Source organism: Brevibacillus centrosporus (assembly GCF_046622605.1).
Classification (GTDB): domain Bacteria; phylum Bacillota; class Bacilli; order Brevibacillales; family Brevibacillaceae; genus Brevibacillus; species Brevibacillus centrosporus.
In genome coordinates, this window is record NZ_CP176857.1 from 64,933 (window position 1) to 86,021 (window position 21,089).

General features: G+C 43.8%; 16 protein-coding genes and 2 pseudogenes. 6 read left to right on the forward strand and 12 right to left on the reverse strand.

What is annotated here, in order from left to right; genetic code table 11:
• Positions 1 to 13 precede the first annotated feature (13 nt).
• A pseudogene (locus ACLIN2_RS30525) lies at positions 14 to 2,996 on the forward strand (Tn3 family transposase).
• A gap of 191 nt (positions 2,997 to 3,187) precedes the next feature.
• Here the strand turns inward: ACLIN2_RS30525 and ACLIN2_RS30530 are convergent.
• From ACLIN2_RS30530 to ACLIN2_RS30555, 6 genes are all read right to left on the reverse strand, one after another.
• The gene (locus ACLIN2_RS30530; RefSeq protein ID WP_411504832.1) at positions 3,188 to 3,808 is read right to left on the reverse strand and encodes a nitrite reductase; all 621 of its coding nucleotides are present in this window, start codon (positions 3,806 to 3,808) and stop codon (positions 3,188 to 3,190) included.
• A gap of 58 nt (positions 3,809 to 3,866) precedes the next feature.
• The gene (locus ACLIN2_RS30535) at positions 3,867 to 6,299 is read right to left on the reverse strand and encodes a heavy metal translocating P-type ATPase (RefSeq protein ID WP_411504833.1); all 2,433 of its coding nucleotides are present in this window, start codon (positions 6,297 to 6,299) and stop codon (positions 3,867 to 3,869) included.
• A gap of 34 nt (positions 6,300 to 6,333) precedes the next feature.
• Positions 6,334 to 6,534 (reverse strand): copper ion binding protein, encoded by a 201-nt coding sequence (locus ACLIN2_RS30540; protein ID WP_411504834.1) that lies wholly within the window; start codon positions 6,532 to 6,534, stop codon positions 6,334 to 6,336.
• Between the two features lie 13 nt (positions 6,535 to 6,547).
• Positions 6,548 to 6,850 carry a metal-sensitive transcriptional regulator gene (locus tag ACLIN2_RS30545; protein ID WP_411504835.1) on the reverse strand — a complete coding sequence of 101 codons (303 nt, stop codon included), beginning with the start codon at positions 6,848 to 6,850 and terminating at the stop codon, positions 6,548 to 6,550.
• 123 nt (positions 6,851 to 6,973) lie between these two features.
• Positions 6,974 to 7,318 (reverse strand): metal-sensitive transcriptional regulator, encoded by a 345-nt coding sequence (locus ACLIN2_RS30550; RefSeq protein WP_411504970.1) that lies wholly within the window; start codon positions 7,316 to 7,318, stop codon positions 6,974 to 6,976.
• Between the two features lie 110 nt (positions 7,319 to 7,428).
• A complete protein-coding gene (locus ACLIN2_RS30555) occupies positions 7,429 to 8,874 on the reverse strand; it encodes an MFS transporter (protein ID WP_411504836.1) in 1,446 nt (481 codons plus the stop codon).
• Between the two features lie 351 nt (positions 8,875 to 9,225).
• Here ACLIN2_RS30555 and ACLIN2_RS30560 point away from each other — a divergent pair, with 351 nt between their 5' ends.
• Positions 9,226 to 10,671: an MATE family efflux transporter gene (locus tag ACLIN2_RS30560; RefSeq protein WP_411504837.1), complete on the forward strand. Its 1,446-nt coding sequence runs from the start codon at positions 9,226 to 9,228 to the stop codon at positions 10,669 to 10,671.
• A 257-nt stretch (positions 10,672 to 10,928) separates the two neighbouring features.
• A complete protein-coding gene (locus ACLIN2_RS30565) occupies positions 10,929 to 11,858 on the forward strand; it encodes a C40 family peptidase (RefSeq protein ID WP_411504838.1) in 930 nt (309 codons plus the stop codon).
• Positions 11,859 to 12,027: 169 nt separating this feature from the next.
• On the opposite strand, the gene ACLIN2_RS30570 is transcribed toward ACLIN2_RS30565, so the two are convergent.
• Positions 12,028 to 13,296: a hypothetical protein gene (locus ACLIN2_RS30570; protein ID WP_411504839.1), complete on the reverse strand. Its 1,269-nt coding sequence runs from the start codon at positions 13,294 to 13,296 to the stop codon at positions 12,028 to 12,030.
• 147 nt (positions 13,297 to 13,443) lie between these two features.
• Here ACLIN2_RS30570 and ACLIN2_RS30575 point away from each other — a divergent pair, with 147 nt between their 5' ends.
• Complete coding sequence (locus ACLIN2_RS30575) at positions 13,444 to 13,932, forward strand: SRPBCC family protein (protein WP_411504840.1); 489 nt, start codon at positions 13,444 to 13,446, stop codon at positions 13,930 to 13,932.
• A 235-nt stretch (positions 13,933 to 14,167) separates the two neighbouring features.
• Here ACLIN2_RS30575 and ACLIN2_RS30580 read toward each other — a convergent pair whose 3' ends face one another.
• On the reverse strand, positions 14,168 to 16,186 hold the full coding sequence (locus ACLIN2_RS30580; protein WP_411504841.1) for an exo-beta-N-acetylmuramidase NamZ domain-containing protein: 2,019 nt from the start codon (positions 16,184 to 16,186) through the stop codon (positions 14,168 to 14,170).
• A gap of 329 nt (positions 16,187 to 16,515) precedes the next feature.
• Positions 16,516 to 17,763, reverse strand: coding sequence for a multicopper oxidase family protein (locus ACLIN2_RS30585; protein ID WP_411504842.1), 1,248 nt, complete (start codon positions 17,761 to 17,763; stop codon positions 16,516 to 16,518).
• 276 nt (positions 17,764 to 18,039) lie between these two features.
• Here ACLIN2_RS30585 and ACLIN2_RS30590 point away from each other — a divergent pair.
• A pseudogene (locus ACLIN2_RS30590) lies at positions 18,040 to 18,183 on the forward strand (FAD-binding oxidoreductase); the annotation flags it as partial.
• Positions 18,184 to 18,539: 356 nt separating this feature from the next.
• Here the strand turns inward: ACLIN2_RS30590 and ACLIN2_RS30595 are convergent.
• Both ACLIN2_RS30595 and ACLIN2_RS30600 read right to left on the reverse strand, forming a co-directional pair.
• Positions 18,540 to 18,944 carry a rhodanese-like domain-containing protein gene (locus ACLIN2_RS30595; RefSeq protein WP_411504843.1) on the reverse strand — a complete coding sequence of 135 codons (405 nt, stop codon included), beginning with the start codon at positions 18,942 to 18,944 and terminating at the stop codon, positions 18,540 to 18,542.
• 54 nt (positions 18,945 to 18,998) lie between these two features.
• Positions 18,999 to 19,748 carry a cytochrome c biogenesis CcdA family protein gene (locus tag ACLIN2_RS30600; RefSeq protein ID WP_411504844.1) on the reverse strand — a complete coding sequence of 250 codons (750 nt, stop codon included), beginning with the start codon at positions 19,746 to 19,748 and terminating at the stop codon, positions 18,999 to 19,001.
• 151 nt (positions 19,749 to 19,899) lie between these two features.
• Here ACLIN2_RS30600 and ACLIN2_RS30605 point away from each other — a divergent pair, with 151 nt between their 5' ends.
• Positions 19,900 to 20,238: a four-helix bundle copper-binding protein gene (locus ACLIN2_RS30605; RefSeq protein WP_411504845.1), complete on the forward strand. Its 339-nt coding sequence runs from the start codon at positions 19,900 to 19,902 to the stop codon at positions 20,236 to 20,238.
• A 117-nt stretch (positions 20,239 to 20,355) separates the two neighbouring features.
• Here ACLIN2_RS30605 and ACLIN2_RS30610 read toward each other — a convergent pair whose 3' ends face one another.
• A complete protein-coding gene (locus ACLIN2_RS30610; protein ID WP_411504846.1) occupies positions 20,356 to 20,949 on the reverse strand; it encodes a class I SAM-dependent methyltransferase in 594 nt (197 codons plus the stop codon).
• Positions 20,950 to 21,089: the final 140 nt, after the last annotated feature.

Sequence of the window (21,089 nt, forward strand, 5' to 3'; positions counted from 1 at the left end):
GGATGAGCAGTTTATGCCGGTTAGAGGAAGAGAGCTACTAACACCAGAGGAAAGAAATGAACTCATGAGGATTCGTCCAGACATGAGTGAATGGGAACTCGCTACTTACTATACCTTTTCAAAACATGACATAGAAATCATCAACAGGCACCGGAGAAATCATAATCGTTTGGGCTTCGCTGTTCAGTTATGTACTCTTCGGTACCCAGGTTGGTCATTGTCTGATGTGAAAGATATTCCTGAGACTGTCTTACGATACATAGCCAAGCAAATTGATGTTGATCCGGAAGTCTATCCTCTGTATGCTCAACGGGACCCGACCAGACGTGAACATCTTGAAGAGATCCGTCAGGACTATGGATATCGCAATTTCTCTTCGCGTGAATATCGTAGTTCATCCCAATTTTTATTACATCATGCGATGGAGAATGGAAATCCGACTCATTTGATTCGTACCGTCCTAAACGAACTACGAAAAAGAAAAATTATTCTTCCTGCCATGACAACAATTGAAAGGCTCGTCTGGGAAACCCGTCATCGAGCAGAGGAAAGGATTTTTAAACAGCTAACAAATTCCCTTTCTGCTTGGCAAAAGCTGAGATTAGACAAGCTGATCGATCCATTTGTAGAGAACGGAAAAACACTCCTAGCATGGCTTCGGGAGGTACCTGGCCAATCCTCGCCAGAGGCAATTTCTAAAAGTGATTGAGCGTCTGGAGTATATTCGGGGAATTGAATTATCGATAAACACGGGTAAGATCCATCCTAATCGATTCATACAATTGGCCCGTTTGGGAGCAAGATACGAGCCACATTCATTCCGACGATTTAACGAGACAAAAAGATACGCCATTCTAGTCGCCTACCTTCTGAATGTAAGTCAAGATTTAATCGATCAAGCGATTGAAATCCATGACCGGCAGATTATGATCTTGCAATCAAAGGGACGTAAAGCACAAGAAGAAATACAAAAACAAAATGGAAAGTCCGTCAATGAAAAGGTTATACATTATGCTGATTTAGGTGCAGCTCTGATCCGAGCTAGAAACGAGGGGCTTGATCCATTTGCATCCTTAGAGGCGGTTATGCCGTGGGAAAAGATAGTTGCTTCAGTAGAAGAAGCAAAGAAATTGGCGCGGCCAATGGATTATGATTATTTAGATTTATTGGAGAATCGATTCTTTTATCTCCGAAAATATACACCTACTCTTCTACGAGCACTAGAATTTCGTTCTACTCAGTCAACCGAACCATTATTACACGCATTAGATACTATTCGTGAAATGAATGATTCAGGGAAACGTAAGGTTCCAGATGGAGCACCATTAGACTTTATCCCGAATCGTTGGCAAAAACATGTGTATGACGAGGACGGCTTAATCAATCGACATTATTATGAGATGGCTGCTCTTACAGAGCTGCGTAATCATATTCGTTCTGGAGATATTTCCGTTGTGGGAAGCAAGCAACATAAGGATTTTGATGAATACCTGGTATCAAAACAAGAATGGAGTGATGCCCGTACCTCCGGTACCAGACTTGCTGTTAGCTTGTCGTCAGAAGAATATCTTCAGGAGAGATACGAAGCCTTGTCTAAACGTCTGCAATGGGTATCAGATCATCTGCATGAGCTGGAAGGAGTTAGTATTGAAAAAGAAAAACTCCGTGTTGATCGACTGGAGAAAGACGTACCAGATGAAGCCCGATCATTCAGTTTATCTCTTTATGACATGCTGCCTCGTATCAAATTAACAGATTTGCTTATGGATGTGGCCAACTGGACTGGATTTGATGAAATGTTTGTTCACGCTTCTACTGGTCGTCCACCTAAAGCCGAAGAAAGAACGATTGTGATGGCCACTCTCATGGCAATGGGAACAAATATAGGGCTGACAAAAATGGCTGAGGCTACTCCAGGTATTTCTTATCATCAAATGGCAAACGTAGCTCAATGGAGAATGTATGAAGATGCCATGAATCGTGCACAAGCCACTCTGGTAAACTTTCATCACAAGTTGGCATTAGCTTCTTATTGGGGAGACGGCAGTACATCTTCTTCAGATGGTATGCGTGTTCAGGTAGGTGTTTCGGCACTACATGCTGATGCGAACCCACACTATGGCTCAGGAAAAGGGACAACAATTTATCGATTTGTCAGCGATCAATTTTCATCGTTCTATACGAAAGTAATCAATACGAACGCTCGTGACGCGGTGCATGTCATCGATGGCCTTTTGCATCATGAATCTGAGCTGTCTATTGAAGAACATTATACGGATACGGCCGGCTACACAGATCAAGTCTTTGGTTTAAGTCATTTGCTCGGATTCCGGTTTGCTCCACGGCTTCGGGATTTGTCAGATTCCAGGTTATATTCTTTTGATAAGGCAGGCGAGTTTCCCAAGATAGAAAACCTACTACGCGGTCGTATTAATACGAAGATTATTCAGGAGAACTATGATGATGTTTTACGCCTGGCGCATTCTATTCGTGAAGGAAAAGTTTCTGGATCTCTTATCATGGGGAAACTCGGTTCTTATGCAAGACAAAATAGTTTGGCTACAGCTCTACGGGAAATGGGACGGATCGAGAAGACGATCTTTATTCTGGATTACATCTCTAGCGAATCGATGCGACGTCGCATACAGCGTGGTCTAAATAAAGGCGAGGCAATGAATGCTCTTGCCAGAGCACTCTTTTTTGGAAAACGTGGAGAATTACGTGAGCGCGCCTTACAAGATCAACTCCAGCGTGCCAGCGCATTGAATATTCTCATTAATGCAATTAGTGTCTGGAATACGGTTTATCTTACAGAAGCAACGAAACTTCTGAAGCAAAAGGGATCGCTTCAAGAAAATCTGTTAAACCACATTTCGCCGTTAGGATGGGAACATATCAACTTTCTTGGGGAGTACACATTCGATCAAAAGCGAAATGCCAGCCTAAACTCATTGTTACCACTTATTCAGGGAAAAATCGAAGCCGGTAATCCTTAGCGTACGGGATACCGGCGTTTTTTCTGTCAATTAGGGCTTAGCGTACAAAATCCGCATATTGTTGGCGGTACCCCTATAACAAAAAATCCGGTCATGAAGACCGGAAAGTTGTATATTTCAGTTGATGACAAGTGCCTTACATTACTGCATTGCTCGTTACGTCTAATCTAACATCATAATCTGTATAGTTATTAACCCGCAATCTGTTTCAAATGTTCCAATGTAATGCGATCGACAAACTTGCTGAATTTCTCTTTCCCTTTGGAGTTTTCCTTATAATACTCGATAATCTTCGTAATCACTGGTACCAACTGTGCTTCCTTTAATCCGGAAATAAGCAATTTTGCAAGACCAGCCTTCAGACCCTTTGCTTCTCCTCCAACATAGATATCAAAGGTATCCCGCATTTTGACCACACCAATGTCTTTTAACAGGGGCTCACTTGTTCCTAGTGCGCAGCCAGCATACCCTACTTTAATCGGGGTCGGAGTTTCAATTCCCGCAATCGCCTTGTTTAACACTCTTGCCGTCTCAAGACCAGCTTCTTCCGCACCTTTGCAAAAATTACACGCGATCAAGCTTTTTGTTACAAAACCAGCTGGGTACACTTCTAGACCCGAACGTTGGAGCTCTTCGGCAATTGCTTCACGTCTATCCAGTGGAACTTCTATATAAATTTGTTTAAAAGGCGTCATTTCTATTTTCGCATCGTTTCCAACTACTGAACCGATTTTACCGAGCTGCTCTGAAGTAAAAAGACTTCCTCCTACTTGTATTGCAGGGGTAACGGCGATTTTTGTTGTTTCACCCATTATCATTCTCCTCTCTTGTGTTCATATGGGTCGCCTTCACTTTGACTAGTCTCTACGCTTATCGTACTTTAACACGCTGCAATCGAAGGGCATTGAGAACTACGGATACTGAACTTAATGCCATTGCAGCCCCTGCAACCCAAGGTGCCAGCAAACCAATTGCAGCAATGGGAATCCCAAGTGTGTTATAGCCCAGTGCCCAGAACAGATTCTGCTTAATGTTGCTCATCGTTTTCCGGCTCATAAAGATAGCATCAGGGATGCTCGAAAGGTCTCCACGCATGAGAGTTACATCAGATGCTTCCATGGCTACGTCTGTGCCCGTACCGATCGCCATCCCGATATCAGCTGTTGCCAGAGCAGGTGCATCGTTGATTCCATCCCCTACCATCGCAACTTTCTTCCCTTGAGCTTGAAGTTTTTTAACTTCTTCCGCTTTGCCTTCGGGTAGGACTTCCGCAAGCACATGGTCAATTCCGACTTGAGCAGCAATAGCCTTAGCTGTCCGCTCGTTGTCCCCGGTGATCATGATGACCTGGATACCCATTTCTTTTAAGCGACTGACCGCATCCTTTGAGGTTTCTTTGATCGTGTCCGCGACAGCTACCATTCCGGCATAGCGCTTATCAATTGCTACCAACATGGCCGTTTTACCGTCTTCTTCTAGAAGGGACATTCTCTCATAGGCTGGTTTGGCGTCTACTTCGAACTTCTCCATCAAGCGACGAGTCCCGATTAATAGCTCTTTCCCTTCTACTACGGCCTTAATTCCAAAGCCTGGCATTGCTTCAAACGATTCCGTTCTTGGCAGCGAGATGCCTTTCTCCTGGATCCCCGCCACAATTGCCTCAGCAAGTGGGTGCTCTGAGTTTTTCTCGGCTCCGCCTACGAGTCTGAGGAAGTTCGCTTCATCTCCATCGGTAACAATATCCGTCAACTCTGGTTTCCCTTTTGTGACTGTTCCTGTTTTATCCAAAATAATCGCGCCAATTTTGTGGGTTTGTTCCAGATGCTCGCCGCCTTTGAAAAGGATTCCAAGCTCAGCTGCACGTCCGGATCCCGCCATAATGGAGGTTGGTGTTGCCAATCCCAATGCGCAAGGGCATGCGATGACTAGGATCGCGATTGCTTTTTCTAACGCCTCAGCAAAATCGCCTGGCGTAACGAAGAAATACCAGACCAGGAAAGCTACCACTGCTACACCGACAACGATGGGAACGAATATGCCGGAAATTACGTCTGCGACCCTTTGAATCGGTGCTTTCGAACCTTGTGCTTCTTCCACGACTTTAATGATCTGCGCCAGCGCTGTCTCTTTACCCACTTTTGTCGCTTTGATTTTGAGCATGCCGTTTTTGTTTATCGTTGCCCCGATAACTGCATCACCGATTTTCTTTTCTACAGGAATGCTTTCTCCGGTGAGCATGGATTCGTCCACAGTTGAAGTGCCTTCTACGACTTCACCGTCAACAGGTACTTTGTCTCCTGGGCGGACAAGGACGATATCCCCTGTAATCACTTCATCTACTGGAATGGACAGCTCTTGACCGTCGCGAACTACCAAAGCCGTTTTCGCTTGCAGTCCCATCAAGGATTTGATGGCTTCTGATGAACGTCCTTTTGCGAGCGACTCGAACAACTTGCCCATGATTACAAGTGTGATGAGGACCGCACTTGTCTCATAGTAGAGTGATGGACCGTGATGAGCCCCGCCATCTCCAATGAACCAGGCAATCGTCAGATATAGGCTGTAGAAGTATGCCGCTGATGTCCCAAGTGAAACCAACACGTCCATGTTTGCGCTGCCATTGCGAAGGGCTTTGTACGCACCCACATAAAACTGTCTGCCGACGTAAAATTGAACCGGTGTGGCCAGAATCAGTTGCAGCCATGGATTCATGAAAATTTCCGGCATATAAATCCAGGAAGTGAAGGAAAAGTGACCAACCATACTCCACAAGAGAGGGAACGAGAGAATCGCTGAAAGGAGCAATTTACGTTTTTGATTCTGCACTTCTTTCTCGCGATGATCTTTGCCACCTTCATTTTCCGTTTTCAATATGGCTTTATAGCCAAGCTGCTGTACCTTTTTCTGCATATCGCTTATGGAAACTTCACTAGGTGAATATTCAACGTGCGCGGTTTCCATAGCAAAGTTCACAGTTGCATTCGTAACACCGGGAATCTTATTCAAACCCTTTTCAATCCGGTTCGCACATGCGGCGCATGTCATTCCCTCGAGTTGAAAATCAACGACTTCCTTCGCCGTACCGTACCCCAACTTACTGATACTTTCTTCAAGCCGACTTACGCTGACTTTTGCCGGATCATAAATCACACTTGCTTTTTCCATGGCGAAGTTGACATTTGCCGCTGATACCCCATCCACTTTGTTTAAGCCCTTTTCAATTCGAATCGCACATGCGGCACAAGTCATGCCTGTAATTTGTAAGTTGATTTGTTTGCTTTCTTTTGTAGCGGTTGATTCCATAACGATTCGCCCCCCTTTTCTTTTTTACTGTTGATTACACGACGTCGTAGCCTTGCTCTTCAATGGTTTCTTTTACAGCCTCAAGCGTGATTTTCTCCTCGTCATACGTCACATCCACAGTATTGCTTCCGAGATCGACTTTTCCGGCGGCCCCGATTTCTTTCAGTGCACCTTCAATAGAAATGACACAGTGCTGGCAGCTCATGCCTTCGACTTGCAATGTAAGTTTTTTCATCGTAATCTCTCCTTTATTTCATCAAAATGGTTAGTGTTTGGAGCATTTCATCAAGAAGTGCTCCTTTTGTTTGCTCGACACGACTCCTAACGTGCGTTTTCAGGTGATTCTCCATAAGAAGTCTCCCTACGGCGTTAAGTGCGTAGTGTATAGCAGACATTTGATTTAACACGTGATCGCAATATTCGTTACGTTCCACCTGACCTTTCACACCGCGAATTTGGCCTTCGATGCGATTTAGTCTCATTAGGATTGCTGTTTTCTCTTTCAAATTCAGTTGGCTGTTTCGCTCTTCAGTTGGTTCACTGGGATTCATTTCCATCAACCCCTTCGAATTTAGTATACCCCTCTACCGTATTTAATGTCAACAGGAAAATTACAATACCCTAGTACCCTATATTGTTTTTAAAAATCGCAGCAACTACGCCATTTACAAAGTTTATTTCATCAGTTTGTTGATTGTTATCATAAGTTCTGTCAGTACTTGCGTATCACCTTCCTGAATACGTTCAATGACACAACTTTTCATGTGATTTTCAAGCAGAAGCTTTCCTACACTGTTCAGTGCAGATTGGACTGAAGCAATTTGATTAAGAACGTCGTCACAATATACATCTTTCTCAACCATCCCTTTAATACCTCGAACTTGCCCTTCAATCCGATTCAGACGACTGATTAAACCGTTTTTTACGTGATCCGAATGATGGCTCTTACGGATTTCTTCACCTGGAGAACAGCAAGCTGATACTTTGATCGAATTTACATTCAGTTGTTCTGATTCCATACTCATTCCAATCGTCTCTCCCTTACCCATTTTTATACTCCTACACCCTATTTAGTGCAACGTTTTGAAAAAGGCTCCAGCCAAAGTACATTTGGCTGGAGATCATATTTTTACAAAGCAGCAGGCCCGTTCGTATCTCCTTGTCTAGCTGGCTTGATAAAAACGAGTGCCAGAAGTGCGCCTACGAAAGCCACAATTCCTGACCAAAAGAAGGCTTGATGAAATCCTTCGTTGAGGGCGACGGTTTGCTCCATACTTGTCAGGGATCCAGTAGTAGCCGCGGCAATAGCGACCATAGCTGCGAGCCCGATGGCTGAACCGATCTGGTAACTCGTATTGGCGATACCAGAAGCAAGGCCCGCTTCCTCCGGTTTCGCTCCAGACATCGCGGACATGGTTGCCGGGATATAAGCGAGTGACATGCCAAGAGCCCCCAGCAAGGAAGCGGGTAAGACATTGGCTACGAAGTTTCCATCTACCGGAGTGTTTTCAGCGAATAGGAGCAGAGATCCCCCAAGGGCGATCAAACCTATAACCATGTTCGCCTTTACTCCAAACTTCCCGATCATTTTGCCCGTGATGAGCACCATGAAAACCATAATCAGGATTGTCATGGGGAGCAATCCAAGTCCACCTGCAAAAGCATTGAATTGTAAGACCTGTTGCAAGTATAGATTCAAGAAGAACCAAAGCGGGATCCATGCGGCCGAGAGCATGATTAACGCTATGTTGCCTGCAGCCAGATTCGGCGCGGAGAAAATTCGCAATGGGACTAACGGATCTTTTTTCAGCGCCTGAATAACAAGGAACAGAACGAATAAAACTGCAGCAAAGATCAGGGTCCAGATCGTCGTGTTTGAACTCCAACCGTTATGTTCAGCAGTCACAATACCATAAACGGCTAGCACAAGGGCGGCAGTGACAGAAAGTGCTCCTAGTAGATCGACACTTCCTTTTCGAGCCATTCCTTTGGAGAGAAGTGCTGGCGAAACGAGAAGAACAAGAACTCCGACCGGGATGTTGATCAGAAACGTCCAATGCCAGCTAAGCCACTCGGTGATGACCCCTCCCAGAAATACCCCTGCAGTTCCTCCCGCAGCAGCTGACGCTCCCCAAAAACCGAATGCTTTTCCGAGCTCTTTCGGATTGCTGCCAAACAGCATCATGACGATCGTTAAGGCCGCTGGAGCGATAAATGCAGAACCGATACCCTGCAATGCCCGGCCGACGTTTAGCGACTCTTCGTTCCACGCAACTCCTGCAAGTAAAGAGGCCAGCGTGAGGATCGAAAATCCCCACATGAACATGCGCCTTTGTCCGAAGAGGTCCGATAACCTACCGCCTAGTAAAAGCAACCCGCCAAAGAAAATGACATAAGCATTAAACACCCATTGTAAACTCGCCTGTGTGTAACCGAGTGCCTCTTTTATCGCCGGTAATGCAACACCGATGATCGACGTATCCATGATCACCATAAAATTGGCTAAACATAACAAAGCTAATGCTTTCCACCGTCTTGGATCCGGTTGAAAAACCGCTTGCGCTTGATTCCCCATGAAAAGTCCCTCCTCTGCTCACGAACTCCGGTGAATAATCATTGGTGCACGCGACGGCCGTCATAAAAAGACACCACTGTATTCCATAATTTACCGGTGCTCGATGAATAAATAGTATAGCCCCCTACCCTATGTTGTCAATACAATTTTTCACTCCACAAAATGATGGCTTTCCAATCTTATCTCAAGGAGATTTCGGAATTTCGGGTATTGAAGTTATGATTCCTAAAGTAATTAATGGCAAATGGCAGTGAACTCAAGGCTGAGTTAGATAGGTTTAAAATGGAATTTATGGGTATAGCTATAGAGGATTAATCATTATCTTATTGGGTAAGGTGGTTGAATAATTAGATGGAGTTTTCACATCATAAAGGTCTACTTAGCAAAGATAATAATCTAAGGGAAAAAATCAAGATTATCTTAATCCTGGCTATTCCGGCAGTAATCGAGAATTTCTTTCAAACAACCCTTGGCTTTGTCGATACGTATTTTGTTTCAAAAATTGGGCTCGTAGAAGTGTCAGCCGTAGGTATCGCCAATGCGCTATTGGCAATCTATTTTGCAGTATTTATGGCACTTGGTGTAGCCGCTAATGTTTTTATATCCAACTTTTTAGGTGCAAATCAACAAGACAAAGCACAGCATATTGCTCAACAAGCGATTATCATGGCCATTTTTTTAGGTATCTTGTTCGGACTCATCACTCTTTTTTTTGCAGAACCTCTCCTTCGGTTAATGGGGATTGCTCCAAATGTTCTTGAGGCAGGTTCCATTTATTTTCGAATTGTTGCCATCCCATCCGTTTTTATGTCATTAATGTTCGTATTAAGTAGTATCTTACGAGGTTCCGGTGATACAAAATCCCCGATGATTGTAAGTATCGTAATCAATGTTGTTCATGCTCTGTTGGACTATGTATTCATTTTTGGATTTTCCTTCATTCCCTCTTTAGGTATTATCGGGGCTGCGTGGGCAACTGTTATCGCTCGTATTTTAGGATCTATAGGTTTGTACTTTTACATCAAGAGATCAAAAACAATTGCTTTCAAGAAAGAGTTTTGGAAAATTGATTGGAAACATCAGTGGGAGTTGGTTACAATGGGCAGCCCCGCTGCAGGAGAACGACTTGTGATGCGGGCAGGACAGGTTGTTTACTTCGGATTTATCGTTGCGCTAGGTACCAACACGTTTGCAGCACATCAGATCGCAGGTAACATAGAGATATTTTCATATATGATCGGGTATGGTTTTAGTACAGCTGCGACCATTCTAGTGGGTCAAAAAGTGGGTGCAAGTAAGTTTGAAGAGGCTAAACAATATGCAAAGCTTTGTACTTATTTATCTGTCGTCTTTATGACTATTCTTGGAGTATTTTTGTTCTTCTTTGGGGGATGGACAGGTACTTTCTTTACAACTGAAGCTAAAGTGCTTGATGAAATTAAGGTGGCTCTGCAAGTATCAGGTTTATTCCAACCGTTTTTAGCATTTGTCCTGGTATTGACAGGTGCCTTTCAAGGTGCAAACAATACAAAATTCCCCATGTATCTCACTGCAATCGGTATGTGGGTTATTCGTACGTTGTTTGTCTATCTACTCGGAATTCGTCTCGGTTGGGGGCTTATGGGTGTGTGGATTGCAATTGGGTTAGACATTATTGTGAAAGCACTAATACTTTGGATGAAATTTACAAGGGGAAGATGGATCGTTACCAAAAGTGACCCCAAGACAGACCCAGAATCAAAATGCCATCCCCAAACAACCAAGGAAACAATGTCTTGCTGCCCAAACAATTATTGAAGTGAAAAACCATCAATTGGCATAGCCCAAAGATGGTTTTTCTTGACCAAAGCTTTTTGATTATTGGACATTTTGTGATCAGTACTATAGAACTAAATACCATTAGCATCAATACTTTCTATGCGCTTGGTTTATAGTCCCATCTTACTAAATGATTGATTGGGAAATTTTACGGGCTTATCCTACCGTTTCCTCCTAAGGTAATCTATCCACATACCCCACAAAGGTATCCACAAGATGACAAGGAGGAAAAGAAAGTGACGAAACGAGATTGGATGAAGAAATCAGCAGTAGCAGTCATACTGAGTACGTCCCTGTTAGGATTTGGTGGTCAAATTGGACAAGCTGCATCCGATACGACAAGTTTGCAAAAGTCTGAAGAGATTGCGAAACTTGCAGAATCTCTGCTGGGGAAAGATTATCAATTTAAGGCCAAAGGTCCTTCAAAGTTTGGCTCTGCTGAATTGGCTACCTACGTCTACAAAAAAGCGGGGGTTACGATTAAAAGCTCAATCTCAGATTTGTATAAATCCGGCAGCAGTGTGTCTCAAGAAAACCTGTTAGCTGGAGACTTGGTTTTCTTCTCTTCTAAAGGATCGAAATCCCCCAATTATATGGGAGTATACATAGGCAAAAATCAATTTGTTTATGCTTCTCAAGCCGAAGATGCAGTCGTTCTGAAAAACATTTCTGAATTTGATAATAAGTTCGTTGGTGCACGTAGAATTTTGAGTGGGAATGTGACGAAACAAGAGTCGTCATCAACACCTTCATTCAAGTCCGAACAAACTGTATCTCCCAACGATTTGGCGGACAAAATCATTTCCAATGGTGAGAAGTATCTAGGGACAAAGTATAAGTATGGATCCAGCAAGGATACAACCAAAACATTTGACTGCTCTTCGTTTACCCAACGAGTCTTCAAGGAAGCAGGCATCACCTTACCGCGTGATTCTCGACAACAATCAACCGTAGGGAAAAGCGTCTCTATGAAGGATCTACAGAAAGGCGATCTAATTTTTATGAAAGCTTCCGTAAACAGTTCGTCAGATCGGATTACACACGTTGCCATTTATGCTGGTAATGGAAAAGTTCTGCATACCTATGGAAGTCCGGGAGTGATTTACTCCAAATTCTTTGATACGAATTGGGAAAAAAGAGTAGTTAAAATCAAACGTGTGATTTAATAAACAACGGCTGTAATGCCCTTCTTTTGCTCTCATGCACATGTATGAGGGCTTTTCCAAACTTTAATAGATGTCTTCATTGTTCCGGTTCTTCACTTTATCATTCAGTAGATAAATAAAAAAACTACTCTGTAATCATTCAGAGTAGTTATGATGAGGCGAAAGTTGTCTAACAACAGGTTTTTGCCAGTTTATGTAATACTCCTTTGTCATTTCCAAACTTGCACATTGCTTCACAGTGATCACAGATCTCTTCAAAAAACAAGTAGTGTAATTCCATATCAGCTATATCTTGAAAGGACGGTCTTCTTACTTGGGCCAATATTTCTTTTTCACGGCTTTTAGGTGCTACCAGATAGCACAACTGTCGCCTTCCAAGTGAAAGTGATAAATCATACATTCTCAATATACCCGAATAGATGGATGTTGTGCTCTCTACCTCAAAGACCGCCTCAATTTCATTCGAGTTTTTCTTAAACCAAATGACGTCGATTAGTTTTGCTGTATCAATTACCTCTTGAGGATAGGGAAGCTTAGGAAAAGAATGTAACGAATACCTCCCCAGTTTTTCACCACAGTATTCTTTACCATGATCATTTGAGGCGATCCAAACATCATATCCCAATGCCCCACCTAATTTAGAAAGCATAAACTGCTGCTCTTGATGTGCATTTTCCTCCTTTTTTGTCGACTTCGCGGAACTTGACCGCTTCTCTTGGTATTTTCGAATCTTCTCATCATCCATTCTTATTGAGATTCCAGATGATACAGGAGGGAGAATTTCACCTGTCCCGACCTCAAAGAGAAGACCCCCTATCATTCCTAGATCTTTTGATAAATCACGATTGAAACTTTTATTCACCTGAAGAATGATCTGACGCATGTACAGATACGACTCCCAAGACCCTAGCTTTATTTTCTGTTGAAACAATAAATTGAAACCTTCGACCATTGCAGTATTGAAGGGAGGAAAGATTGTTGGATGCAAAAAGTACAGGATATTGGCAACTGCTGGACCTAATCCCTTGATATTGCGACTGGCAAGCCTATCTACCTCTTGCAACAAGGCGGAATCAGTCTGTCCACGTAAACATGCATCTAAGAACGCACCGAACGCCTTTTTATTTTCCTCATTTTCATAGATATCCGGTATCCGTAATTTAGGTTTCCAGATAAATGCATGACTTGCACCTTGGAATACTTCCTTTTGTTCACATATGGAATGTAATACGGATTCCAAGGACGAGCCTTTAAAGTCATTCCCAAAAGATCCAGATCTAATTTCATCAACGACTTTCGCAACTCCCTTACGAATAGAACGAAAGTATTTTAATCGGCTTTCGTTGGCAAACCATGTGTTATAAACGGAATGAGGATCTCTCCTATACATGTCAATCAATTGAAGAAACCAATGTTCAATCGAACTAATTTGTATCATGACTCTCCCCCATTTGATGCTTACGATCCTTTGGAAAAGTATAGCACAAAACCAGCGGTTCTTTATAAATATTCTAAAGAATGATTCAATCTAAACCTATCAAATGATATACTTATTTTGTAAAAAATACCTTATGGAGGGATTGCGATGGCCGCCTCTTCTACACAAAGGTTCATAAAAAATGGGGTCACGATTCATGCCCCACTGAACTTGGTTTGGTTCGCGTGGACTATTTCTGACAGAGTTTCTGAATGGTTTGCCCCTGAAGCAGTTATAGATCCAATAGAAGGAGGACCATTCGAATTATATTTTGAACCAGGTAACACTACTAGAATGAATACCAAAGGTTGCAAAATAACAAAACTGCTTGATCAAGAAGAATTACAATTTACATGGAAAGGACCAGACCCTTTCGCTGAGATCATGAACCAAGCTAACGAACTGACCATTGTGAAAGTAACGTTTGCGTCAGTGGATCAACAGACCACAACGGTTACCATTGAGCATTCGGGGTTTATGGAAGATGAGAAATGGGAAGAGACATTTAAGTGGCATCAAATGGCTTGGTCAGGCGTTCTCAGTAGTTTAAAGTCTGCTCTTGAAACAGGTAAAGGCAACCTTTGTTGTCAACCATAAATGAAAGGATGTTGCTCAGAAATAATGTAAACCGCCTTTCATGATATAGCTGGTTTCGCCATATGCATCTGTTCCTGATTGGCTCGGGAAAGAACGGGTCATGATCATCTACGTATAAATCCAAGCATCCTTAACAGAATCCCCCGCTACTAATGACAGAAATGTCCCAAATATTCGAAAAACAGTCTAAGCCCGCCCTACGGCATTATTCGCCGTGAGCGGGCTTTATTCATCATTACTTCACTACAGCTAATGTAGGATGGTCATGATTGATTACTTCAAAACGATAGCCTTTATCTTTCAAGAACTGTAGCACTCCCGGTAGAGCTTGTGCAGTCGCCATTTTGGTACTGGCATCATGCATCAGGATGACGATTTCCTTCTGATTTTTAACTTGATTCTTCACGTTCGCGAGTGCTTCCTCAGCTGTATAGTGGTTGCTTCGTGCATCCTCATTGGTTACATTCCAATCAATAAAGATGGTACCACGTCTTGCAGCTTCTTCTTTGATTGCGCGCATGACCGGTTTTTCTTTGGTGTAGAGTGTTGGATCTTGATACTTCAGGCTGACCGTATTGGTGCTTCCCCCTGGAAAGCGGAAGAATGTCAGCTTGATGCCTGTTGCTTTTTCGATCAACTGATTGCCTTTGTCAAAATCCGTGAAAAAACCCTGGACGCTTTTGTAAATAACGCGGTAGTCGTGGGAGTACGTATGGCCACCAATTGCGTGACCTTCTGAAACAATCCGCTTCAAGATTGCTTCATGGCCGGGAACATTTCGGCCAACGATAAAGAAGGTAGCCTTCACCTTGAACCGTTTTAGCGTGTCCAGTACCAGTGGGGTTACAGGAGATGGCCCGTCATCAAAGGTCAGATAGGCGACTTTGCTCGTTCCCGGCGTGGTTGCCTTGGTACCAGGACGCGGCTGGACGGACTGATACTGCGGTTTCGGCTGAGAGTTCGTCACACTCGTACCTGGCTGCGGCCTGGCCGGTGAAGCAGTAGGTGGTGCAGTATTTGGCTTCACAGATAGAGTCTGCTTACTATGGATCAGCTGAGTTGGTTGAAATGGCTGCTCGCCATAAATCAGATATGCCTTGCGAAGCTCGCGGAATTGCGCTAGCGCTTGTTTATATGTAGCCTCTATTTCTTGGGGACTCTTTCCTTGCTCCAGATATTGGCCGATCTTGTTCGTGCCCATCACCTGATCGAACAATTCTACGGTTCTGTCGCTTTTCGGCAATGGGAAGTGGATAAGTTGTCTGGCATAGGCCAATGCATAGATCCCGGTTTTTGCCGGATTAAATCGGCGTGGGTCTGTGATATGCAGTCGGACTCCACCTGCTGTCTCTTTGCTTTCAGGCAAAAAGGTCACTCCAGGCAGTTTACTTGCGTTTAACAAATCTGCGTACTGGTAGGAAGGGATTCCAATTCCACCAATCCAGGTGAAGCCGTCTGCCTGATTGAGGTCGATACCTTCTCCCAAACCAGTGGCCATGTAGCCGAACACGGCAGCCAGATCGGGAAGCTGTGGTGAGTTTTGAATCCAGCGAAGTCCGGTCTCCTGAAACACCATGCTGCGGGTATAGCCTTGCATTGGAACAATAGTCAAGTCCACACCGATGTTCCGGTTGAAAAACAGCGCCAGCTCGCCAATCGTCATGCCATGTGCAAGCGGTAGGGTATCTACCCCAATGATCGAACGGTACGGGCTTTCCAAGACGGGTCCATCCACGATCTTGCCACCGACAGGATTAGGACGATCAAGCACGATTACTGGTTTGCCTTGCTGCTTCGCTGCTGTGAGGCAATACTGCAGGGTGGATATGTAAGTGGAGGTCCGGGAGCCGTTATCCTGCAGATCGACGAGAATTACATCAATGGTAGCGAGCATTTCCTTGGTAGGCATCCGGTTTACCCCGGAAATACTGTAAACCGGGATCCCATAGACAGGATGTGTGTAACTTTTCACTTGGTCTTCGCCCTTTCCGTCCAAACCGTTCTCGGGGGCGAATAAGGCTGACAAGGTTAAGGAGTGGTCGCGTCTCAACAAATCAATCGTACTAATTCCCTTGCTGTTTACACCTGTCTGATTGGTGACGAGTCCCACTTTTTTGCCTTCTATTACTTGATGGAACTGATTGAAGAGTACATCACTTCCCAATTGAATGGCAGAGGTATTGGCGGAACTCCCGCCTGGAAGAAACAACATCAAAATCAATGATAGGATAAAAAAAGGAAGCAATTTTTTCATGTCTCTCGGCCTCTTTCGGGGGTGAAAATATCGTCGTTGCATGTCTATTGTAACGGTTTTGTGTAGCAAGATGGTTGGTGCTTTTGTAGAAATTTGAAATCAGGTCCAACGAAGGGGTAGAAAAGTAGCATTTGTCCAGATTCCAACGCTTTCCTGTATACTCAATCAGGTGGTCTTTTCATATAAAAAACTATCCCGTTGTGGAGCGGGATAGTTTAAAGGGGTATGTGTTGTAAGACTTTTTCGTCACTGTTTTCCTTACCATAATCGTTTCATTCACAGCCTATATTGACTAATTCAAGTCGGGAACAAAGCTGCTTTTCTTGATGCTACTTGATATATTTTACGAGGACCATTAATCCTCCAGGCTCCACCATAGCGTTCGTTGTGTGATGAAGCTCATGACAATGGAAAACCCACTCTCCAGGATTGTCGGCAATGAAGTCGATGTCGTAGGTTTCCCCTGGATTTACCGTGACGGTGTTTACTATGGAAGGACTGGCAAGTGGATGACCGTCCTTCGCTATGATACGAAAATCATGTCCATGCAGGTGCATCGGGTGAGTTCCATTGCTGATGTTGGCCATTCGGACATGTACCACTTCTCCCTGTTTTACTTCTATCGGATCCGTGTCCGGGAATGACTTGCCATTGATTGTCCAGTAATTGTAATCCATCCCCATCACGCTGCTGCCCGCGTTGTCTTTTGAGGATTCGGTCGGCGGCATGTTCATACCCGCGTGAGGGTTTTTCTGCTGATCTTTGTTTTGAGCCCCATGGTTCATCATGCTTCTGACATTTCCTTTATGTTTCGGCTCGTTTGCCTTTCCTTTTGACATTCCGGTCATTTTGTCATTCCCGGTCTGCTTTTGTTGTCCGCCTGATTGGTTTGGTACGTTCCATCCTCCGAAAAGCATGGTGTATTCACGATCGTGCTTTAACGCTCCCTTGTTCTGAGGATCAATAATTAACAAACCGTACAGACCTTTATCAATCTGTGGAATGCTGTTGAAATGGGAGTGATACATATAAGTTCCCGCATGATTTGCTATAAACTCGTAAGTAAATGTTTCGCCTGGTTTCACAGCGTGCTGAGTGAAGGATGGCACGCCGTCCATATTGTTGGGAATATGCAGACCGTGCCAATGAATGGAGGTTTCTTCTGGCAAACTATTTTTGAGTATTACACGAATCGTATCTCCTTCTTTCGCACGAATGGTTGGCCCTGGAACCGTCCCGTTAAACGTATGGGCATCCGTTTGTACACCGGAAACAAGCTCCCAGCGCGCTGGTTTGGCCTCTAGCTTATACTCTCGTAGATGTCCCGTAGGCTTGATTGCATCCGTCTCCGCAAGGGCTGGTAATTGTCTTAATTTCAGGGTAGTGAGAATCTCGGTATTTGGCTTACTCCCAGTAGCTTGTTGGTTCGGTTTAGACATAGGCATGGGCATCTGATTTTCTGCCGCAATTTTGGCCGGTTTTGCTTGTTGCATCGCATTCGGAGAGCATCCCCACATTCCCAGGATCAAAAGCGATACGACGGGTATTGCCATTCTTCTCATATAATTTCCTCCCATCGGTTATACCCATAGTTTTTTGTGTGAGGAGGCAAATTATGTGCGTATTACTAGGCAAGCGACAATAAAATAAAAAAGTTCGACCGTTGCCATTGATAATCATAGTTGAGCTCAAAGGAGTTGTTCGTGTGCTATCGACATACGGATTGACCGGGCGTGTGATTGTGGAGGGAAAATCTGGGTACAAGGAAGTAAGGCTCGATTTCAACACCCGCATTTCTAATTTCCAAAAGTAATTGTTTACTACATGAGTGAGCAGGATGCGCCGTTACATGGGCACGTAAAAATAAGGTGTCTTTCCATGAGCGTGGCGGCGGGCATAGCTATGAAGCGTTTTCTCTAGTTGACGGTGGTCTTGTAATCGATATCAGCGAGTTACAGCAACTAAATATTGACAAGGTTGGTTGCACTCACGTGTAGATGTGGGGTTTCGGGTACTGCTTTTAAATGAAGCCTTGTGGAAACAAGACTCACCGTTTCAAGAGGGGCCTGCTCGACAACCGGCGTGTCCGGGTTGACTCTTGGCGGCGGGTACGGCTATCTCGATGGGTCGAACAATTTCGTACATCCATGCTACCCTTCACCCGAGGTGCATACCGCAACTATTCCGATCTGCTCATTCATGATTGGCCGACCATGTATTTTGGGGAGAAAATCGCTAAGTAGAAAAAAGTCAAAAAAACTACGATCCAGAAAATGTCTTTCGTTTCGAACAGAGCATTCCACTATGATAACGAAAAGACGGCAACGGTTCGACCGTCGCCATCAGGTAGTAATTATTGCTCAATTTTTCCTTTCCATTTCGCCATCCCGCCATCAAGGTTGTAAACATCTCTATACCCATTCTCTATCAGGAAGTTTCCGCTTTCAGTCCCCATTCGTCCTGTATGGCAGACAAACACAACTTTCTTATCTTTTGGGATACTCGTATATTCCGTTTTGATTTCTGCAAACGGGATATTAATTGCGTTGGGTACTCTCCCTTGTGCAAATAGTTCTGGCTCGCGAAGGTCCACAATCGTCATATCGGTTTGTTCATTAATCATCTGGGTCAGTGCCTCAGAACCAACAATTTGAAGTGCACTGCTACTTTCCACTGCTGAATTCTCTGAAACATTCATCCAATAAACACCTGCGGCAATCAAAAGGACCAGCATAGAAACAACCCATATTTTTCTCATGACAGACTCATCCCCTTCATTGTTTGTCTTGGATAACTTAGAGTAGGAGAGAACTTACCAAAACGTAAAAAGATCAGAAATCCCCAAAATAATAAAGATTCCACCAGCAGCTTTTTGAATAACCGAACCAAACTCTCTTGCCTTTTTCAAAATAAATGGTCTGTCACTCACTGCCGCCAGTATGAGCAGAACAACCGCAAGTGGAAGGGCAGTCCCCAGCGCAAAAACAGCAGGTATGAAAGGACCGAATGAACTGGAAAGCATTAGTGGCATGGCAAGTCCAAAAAAGAGCCAAAACATTGTTGGACAAAAACCCAGGGAAAATGTAAATCCAAGCAAAAACGACTGGGTCCTGCCTTCAAAGCGATTTGTAAATTGCTCCATTTTCCGTGTAAAAGATTGTGTCTGAAAAAACGGCAATCGGATCCATCCGAGCATAAACAGCCCAATCAGTAAAAACAATGGAGCTAACAGTTTTCTTGCCCATTGAAACAAGGGGATTGTCTGTGTAGAGAGTTGTTCCCCAAGAATAAACACGATACCGCCCAAGGTAGAATACACTAGCACTTTCCCTAAAATGAACATGAACAGATTACTGCCAAATGTCCCATCACTGATAACTTTTTTTCCAAACACGGTAAAAGCAGCAACATTTCCGGAAAGTTGACAAGGTGCAAACGCACCGATCATCCCGAGAAGGAGCGCCCCAATCAAAGGTACCTGTTCTCCCATACCATAATATAAATCAGAAAATGGCTTAGTAATCCATGAGCCAAATTGATACAAGTACGAATACCAATCCATTCCTTCTCCTCCAACCTCTGCGATAAACTGAACGTACTTCAAGTTACAAATATCATACGATAGCTGTGTGTTGGAATTATGAAGATAAACGGGTATAATTCTAATTGCTTACACCATACTACTCCTGATTCAATTTTAAGGAGGAGTATGTATGCCTGTAACTATTTCCACTTCGTATCAACAATGTATTGAAGCTTGCATGAAATGCATGCAAGCGTGCGAGCAATGTCTAACAGCTTGCCTACAAGAGCCCGATGTGCAGAATCGTACCATGTGCATTCAAACCCTACGTGACTGCATTGATATTTGTGCCCTCTCCTCTCAGTTCATGACACGTAACAGTCAATACGCAAAGCAGTTGTGTTCCGTTTGTGCCACGATCTGCACAGAATGTGCGACTCATTGCGAAATGTACAAAGATCCCCATTGTCAGGAGTGTGCGAAAGTCTGCAGAGAGTGTGCGGAACACTGCCGCATGATGGCTTCATAAAAAGAATGAAAGGGAAAGGCATGCACCTTTCCCCTTCTAGTTTCTTACAGACCTTATTAAATAGGCGGCATTGCCAATGAACTTTATGTGCTACTCCGATTGACAAATTCGCTTCATTTACTTACGATTTACCGCTTCAATCACAACAAAAATATTCTTATAATGCCGTTCAATATGCCTCACATGAAAGCCTGTATGCTTGACTATTTCAAGCGTGTTTCGATTCAAATGGCATCCATCACAAAATCGTCGCCATACTGGGGTCATCCAATCTTGAATTCGCCCTAGAACCGGATGATTTACTTTTACATGCTCAAATAAAAGCATCTGGCCATTTGGTTTGCAAACTCTTCGGATTTCTTCTAAAGCTTTTTGGGGATCAGGAATTGTGCATAGCACTAAGGTTCCGACCACCGTGTCAAAAGAATTGTCTAAAAAAGGCAGCTCCTCTGCTCCTGTTAATATAACTTCAATAGGCACCCGGGATTTATTTGCTCGCAAAAGCGACTGCTTTCTCATCAAAGGTTCAGGTTCAATTGCGACTACTTGTTCTGCCTGGAGATAAAAGGGAAAATTCAATCCTGTTCCTGAACCAATCTCCAGCACTTTTCCTTGCGCTTTTTGAATTAGATTTTTACGAACACCCTGAATGCCCCGGCGCTCTAAAGGGCTCATCAATGAATCATATAACTTTGGGAACCATTTTCCCATTGCTCTTCATCTCCGACTTAGGTTTTATAAATAGCTAGCACCGCCCCCCGCCGGATGCTGGTCCTCATCGTCCGCATGTGATTATTTTTCTCGTACTCTTCAAAGATAATATCCCCCTGAGGAAACCGAATTTTCAACAG

Excerpts from the sequence above, each read along its gene's own strand:
- ACLIN2_RS30530 (WP_411504832.1), bottom strand. The coding sequence starts at position 3,808 with ATGGGTGAAACAACAAAAATCGCCGTTACCCCTGCAATACAAGTAGGA.
- ACLIN2_RS30535 (WP_411504833.1), bottom strand. The coding sequence starts at position 6,299 with ATGGAATCAACCGCTACAAAAGAAAGCAAACAAATCAACTTACAAATT.
- ACLIN2_RS30540 (WP_411504834.1), bottom strand. The coding sequence starts at position 6,534 with ATGAAAAAACTTACATTGCAAGTCGAAGGCATGAGCTGCCAGCACTGT.
- ACLIN2_RS30545 (WP_411504835.1), bottom strand. The coding sequence starts at position 6,850 with ATGAATCCCAGTGAACCAACTGAAGAGCGAAACAGCCAACTGAATTTG.
- ACLIN2_RS30550 (WP_411504970.1), bottom strand. The coding sequence starts at position 7,318 with ATGGAATCAGAACAACTGAATGTAAATTCGATCAAAGTATCAGCTTGC.
- ACLIN2_RS30555 (WP_411504836.1), bottom strand. The coding sequence starts at position 8,874 with ATGGGGAATCAAGCGCAAGCGGTTTTTCAACCGGATCCAAGACGGTGG.
- ACLIN2_RS30560 (WP_411504837.1), top strand. The coding sequence starts at position 9,226 with ATGGAGTTTTCACATCATAAAGGTCTACTTAGCAAAGATAATAATCTA.
- ACLIN2_RS30570 (WP_411504839.1), bottom strand. The coding sequence starts at position 13,296 with ATGATACAAATTAGTTCGATTGAACATTGGTTTCTTCAATTGATTGAC.
- ACLIN2_RS30575 (WP_411504840.1), top strand. The coding sequence starts at position 13,444 with ATGGCCGCCTCTTCTACACAAAGGTTCATAAAAAATGGGGTCACGATT.
- ACLIN2_RS30580 (WP_411504841.1), bottom strand. The coding sequence starts at position 16,186 with ATGAAAAAATTGCTTCCTTTTTTTATCCTATCATTGATTTTGATGTTG.
- ACLIN2_RS30585 (WP_411504842.1), bottom strand. The coding sequence starts at position 17,763 with ATGGGAGGAAATTATATGAGAAGAATGGCAATACCCGTCGTATCGCTT.
- ACLIN2_RS30595 (WP_411504843.1), bottom strand. The coding sequence starts at position 18,944 with ATGAGAAAAATATGGGTTGTTTCTATGCTGGTCCTTTTGATTGCCGCA.
- ACLIN2_RS30600 (WP_411504844.1), bottom strand. The coding sequence starts at position 19,748 with ATGGATTGGTATTCGTACTTGTATCAATTTGGCTCATGGATTACTAAG.
- ACLIN2_RS30605 (WP_411504845.1), top strand. The coding sequence starts at position 19,900 with ATGCCTGTAACTATTTCCACTTCGTATCAACAATGTATTGAAGCTTGC.
- ACLIN2_RS30610 (WP_411504846.1), bottom strand. The coding sequence starts at position 20,949 with ATGGGAAAATGGTTCCCAAAGTTATATGATTCATTGATGAGCCCTTTA.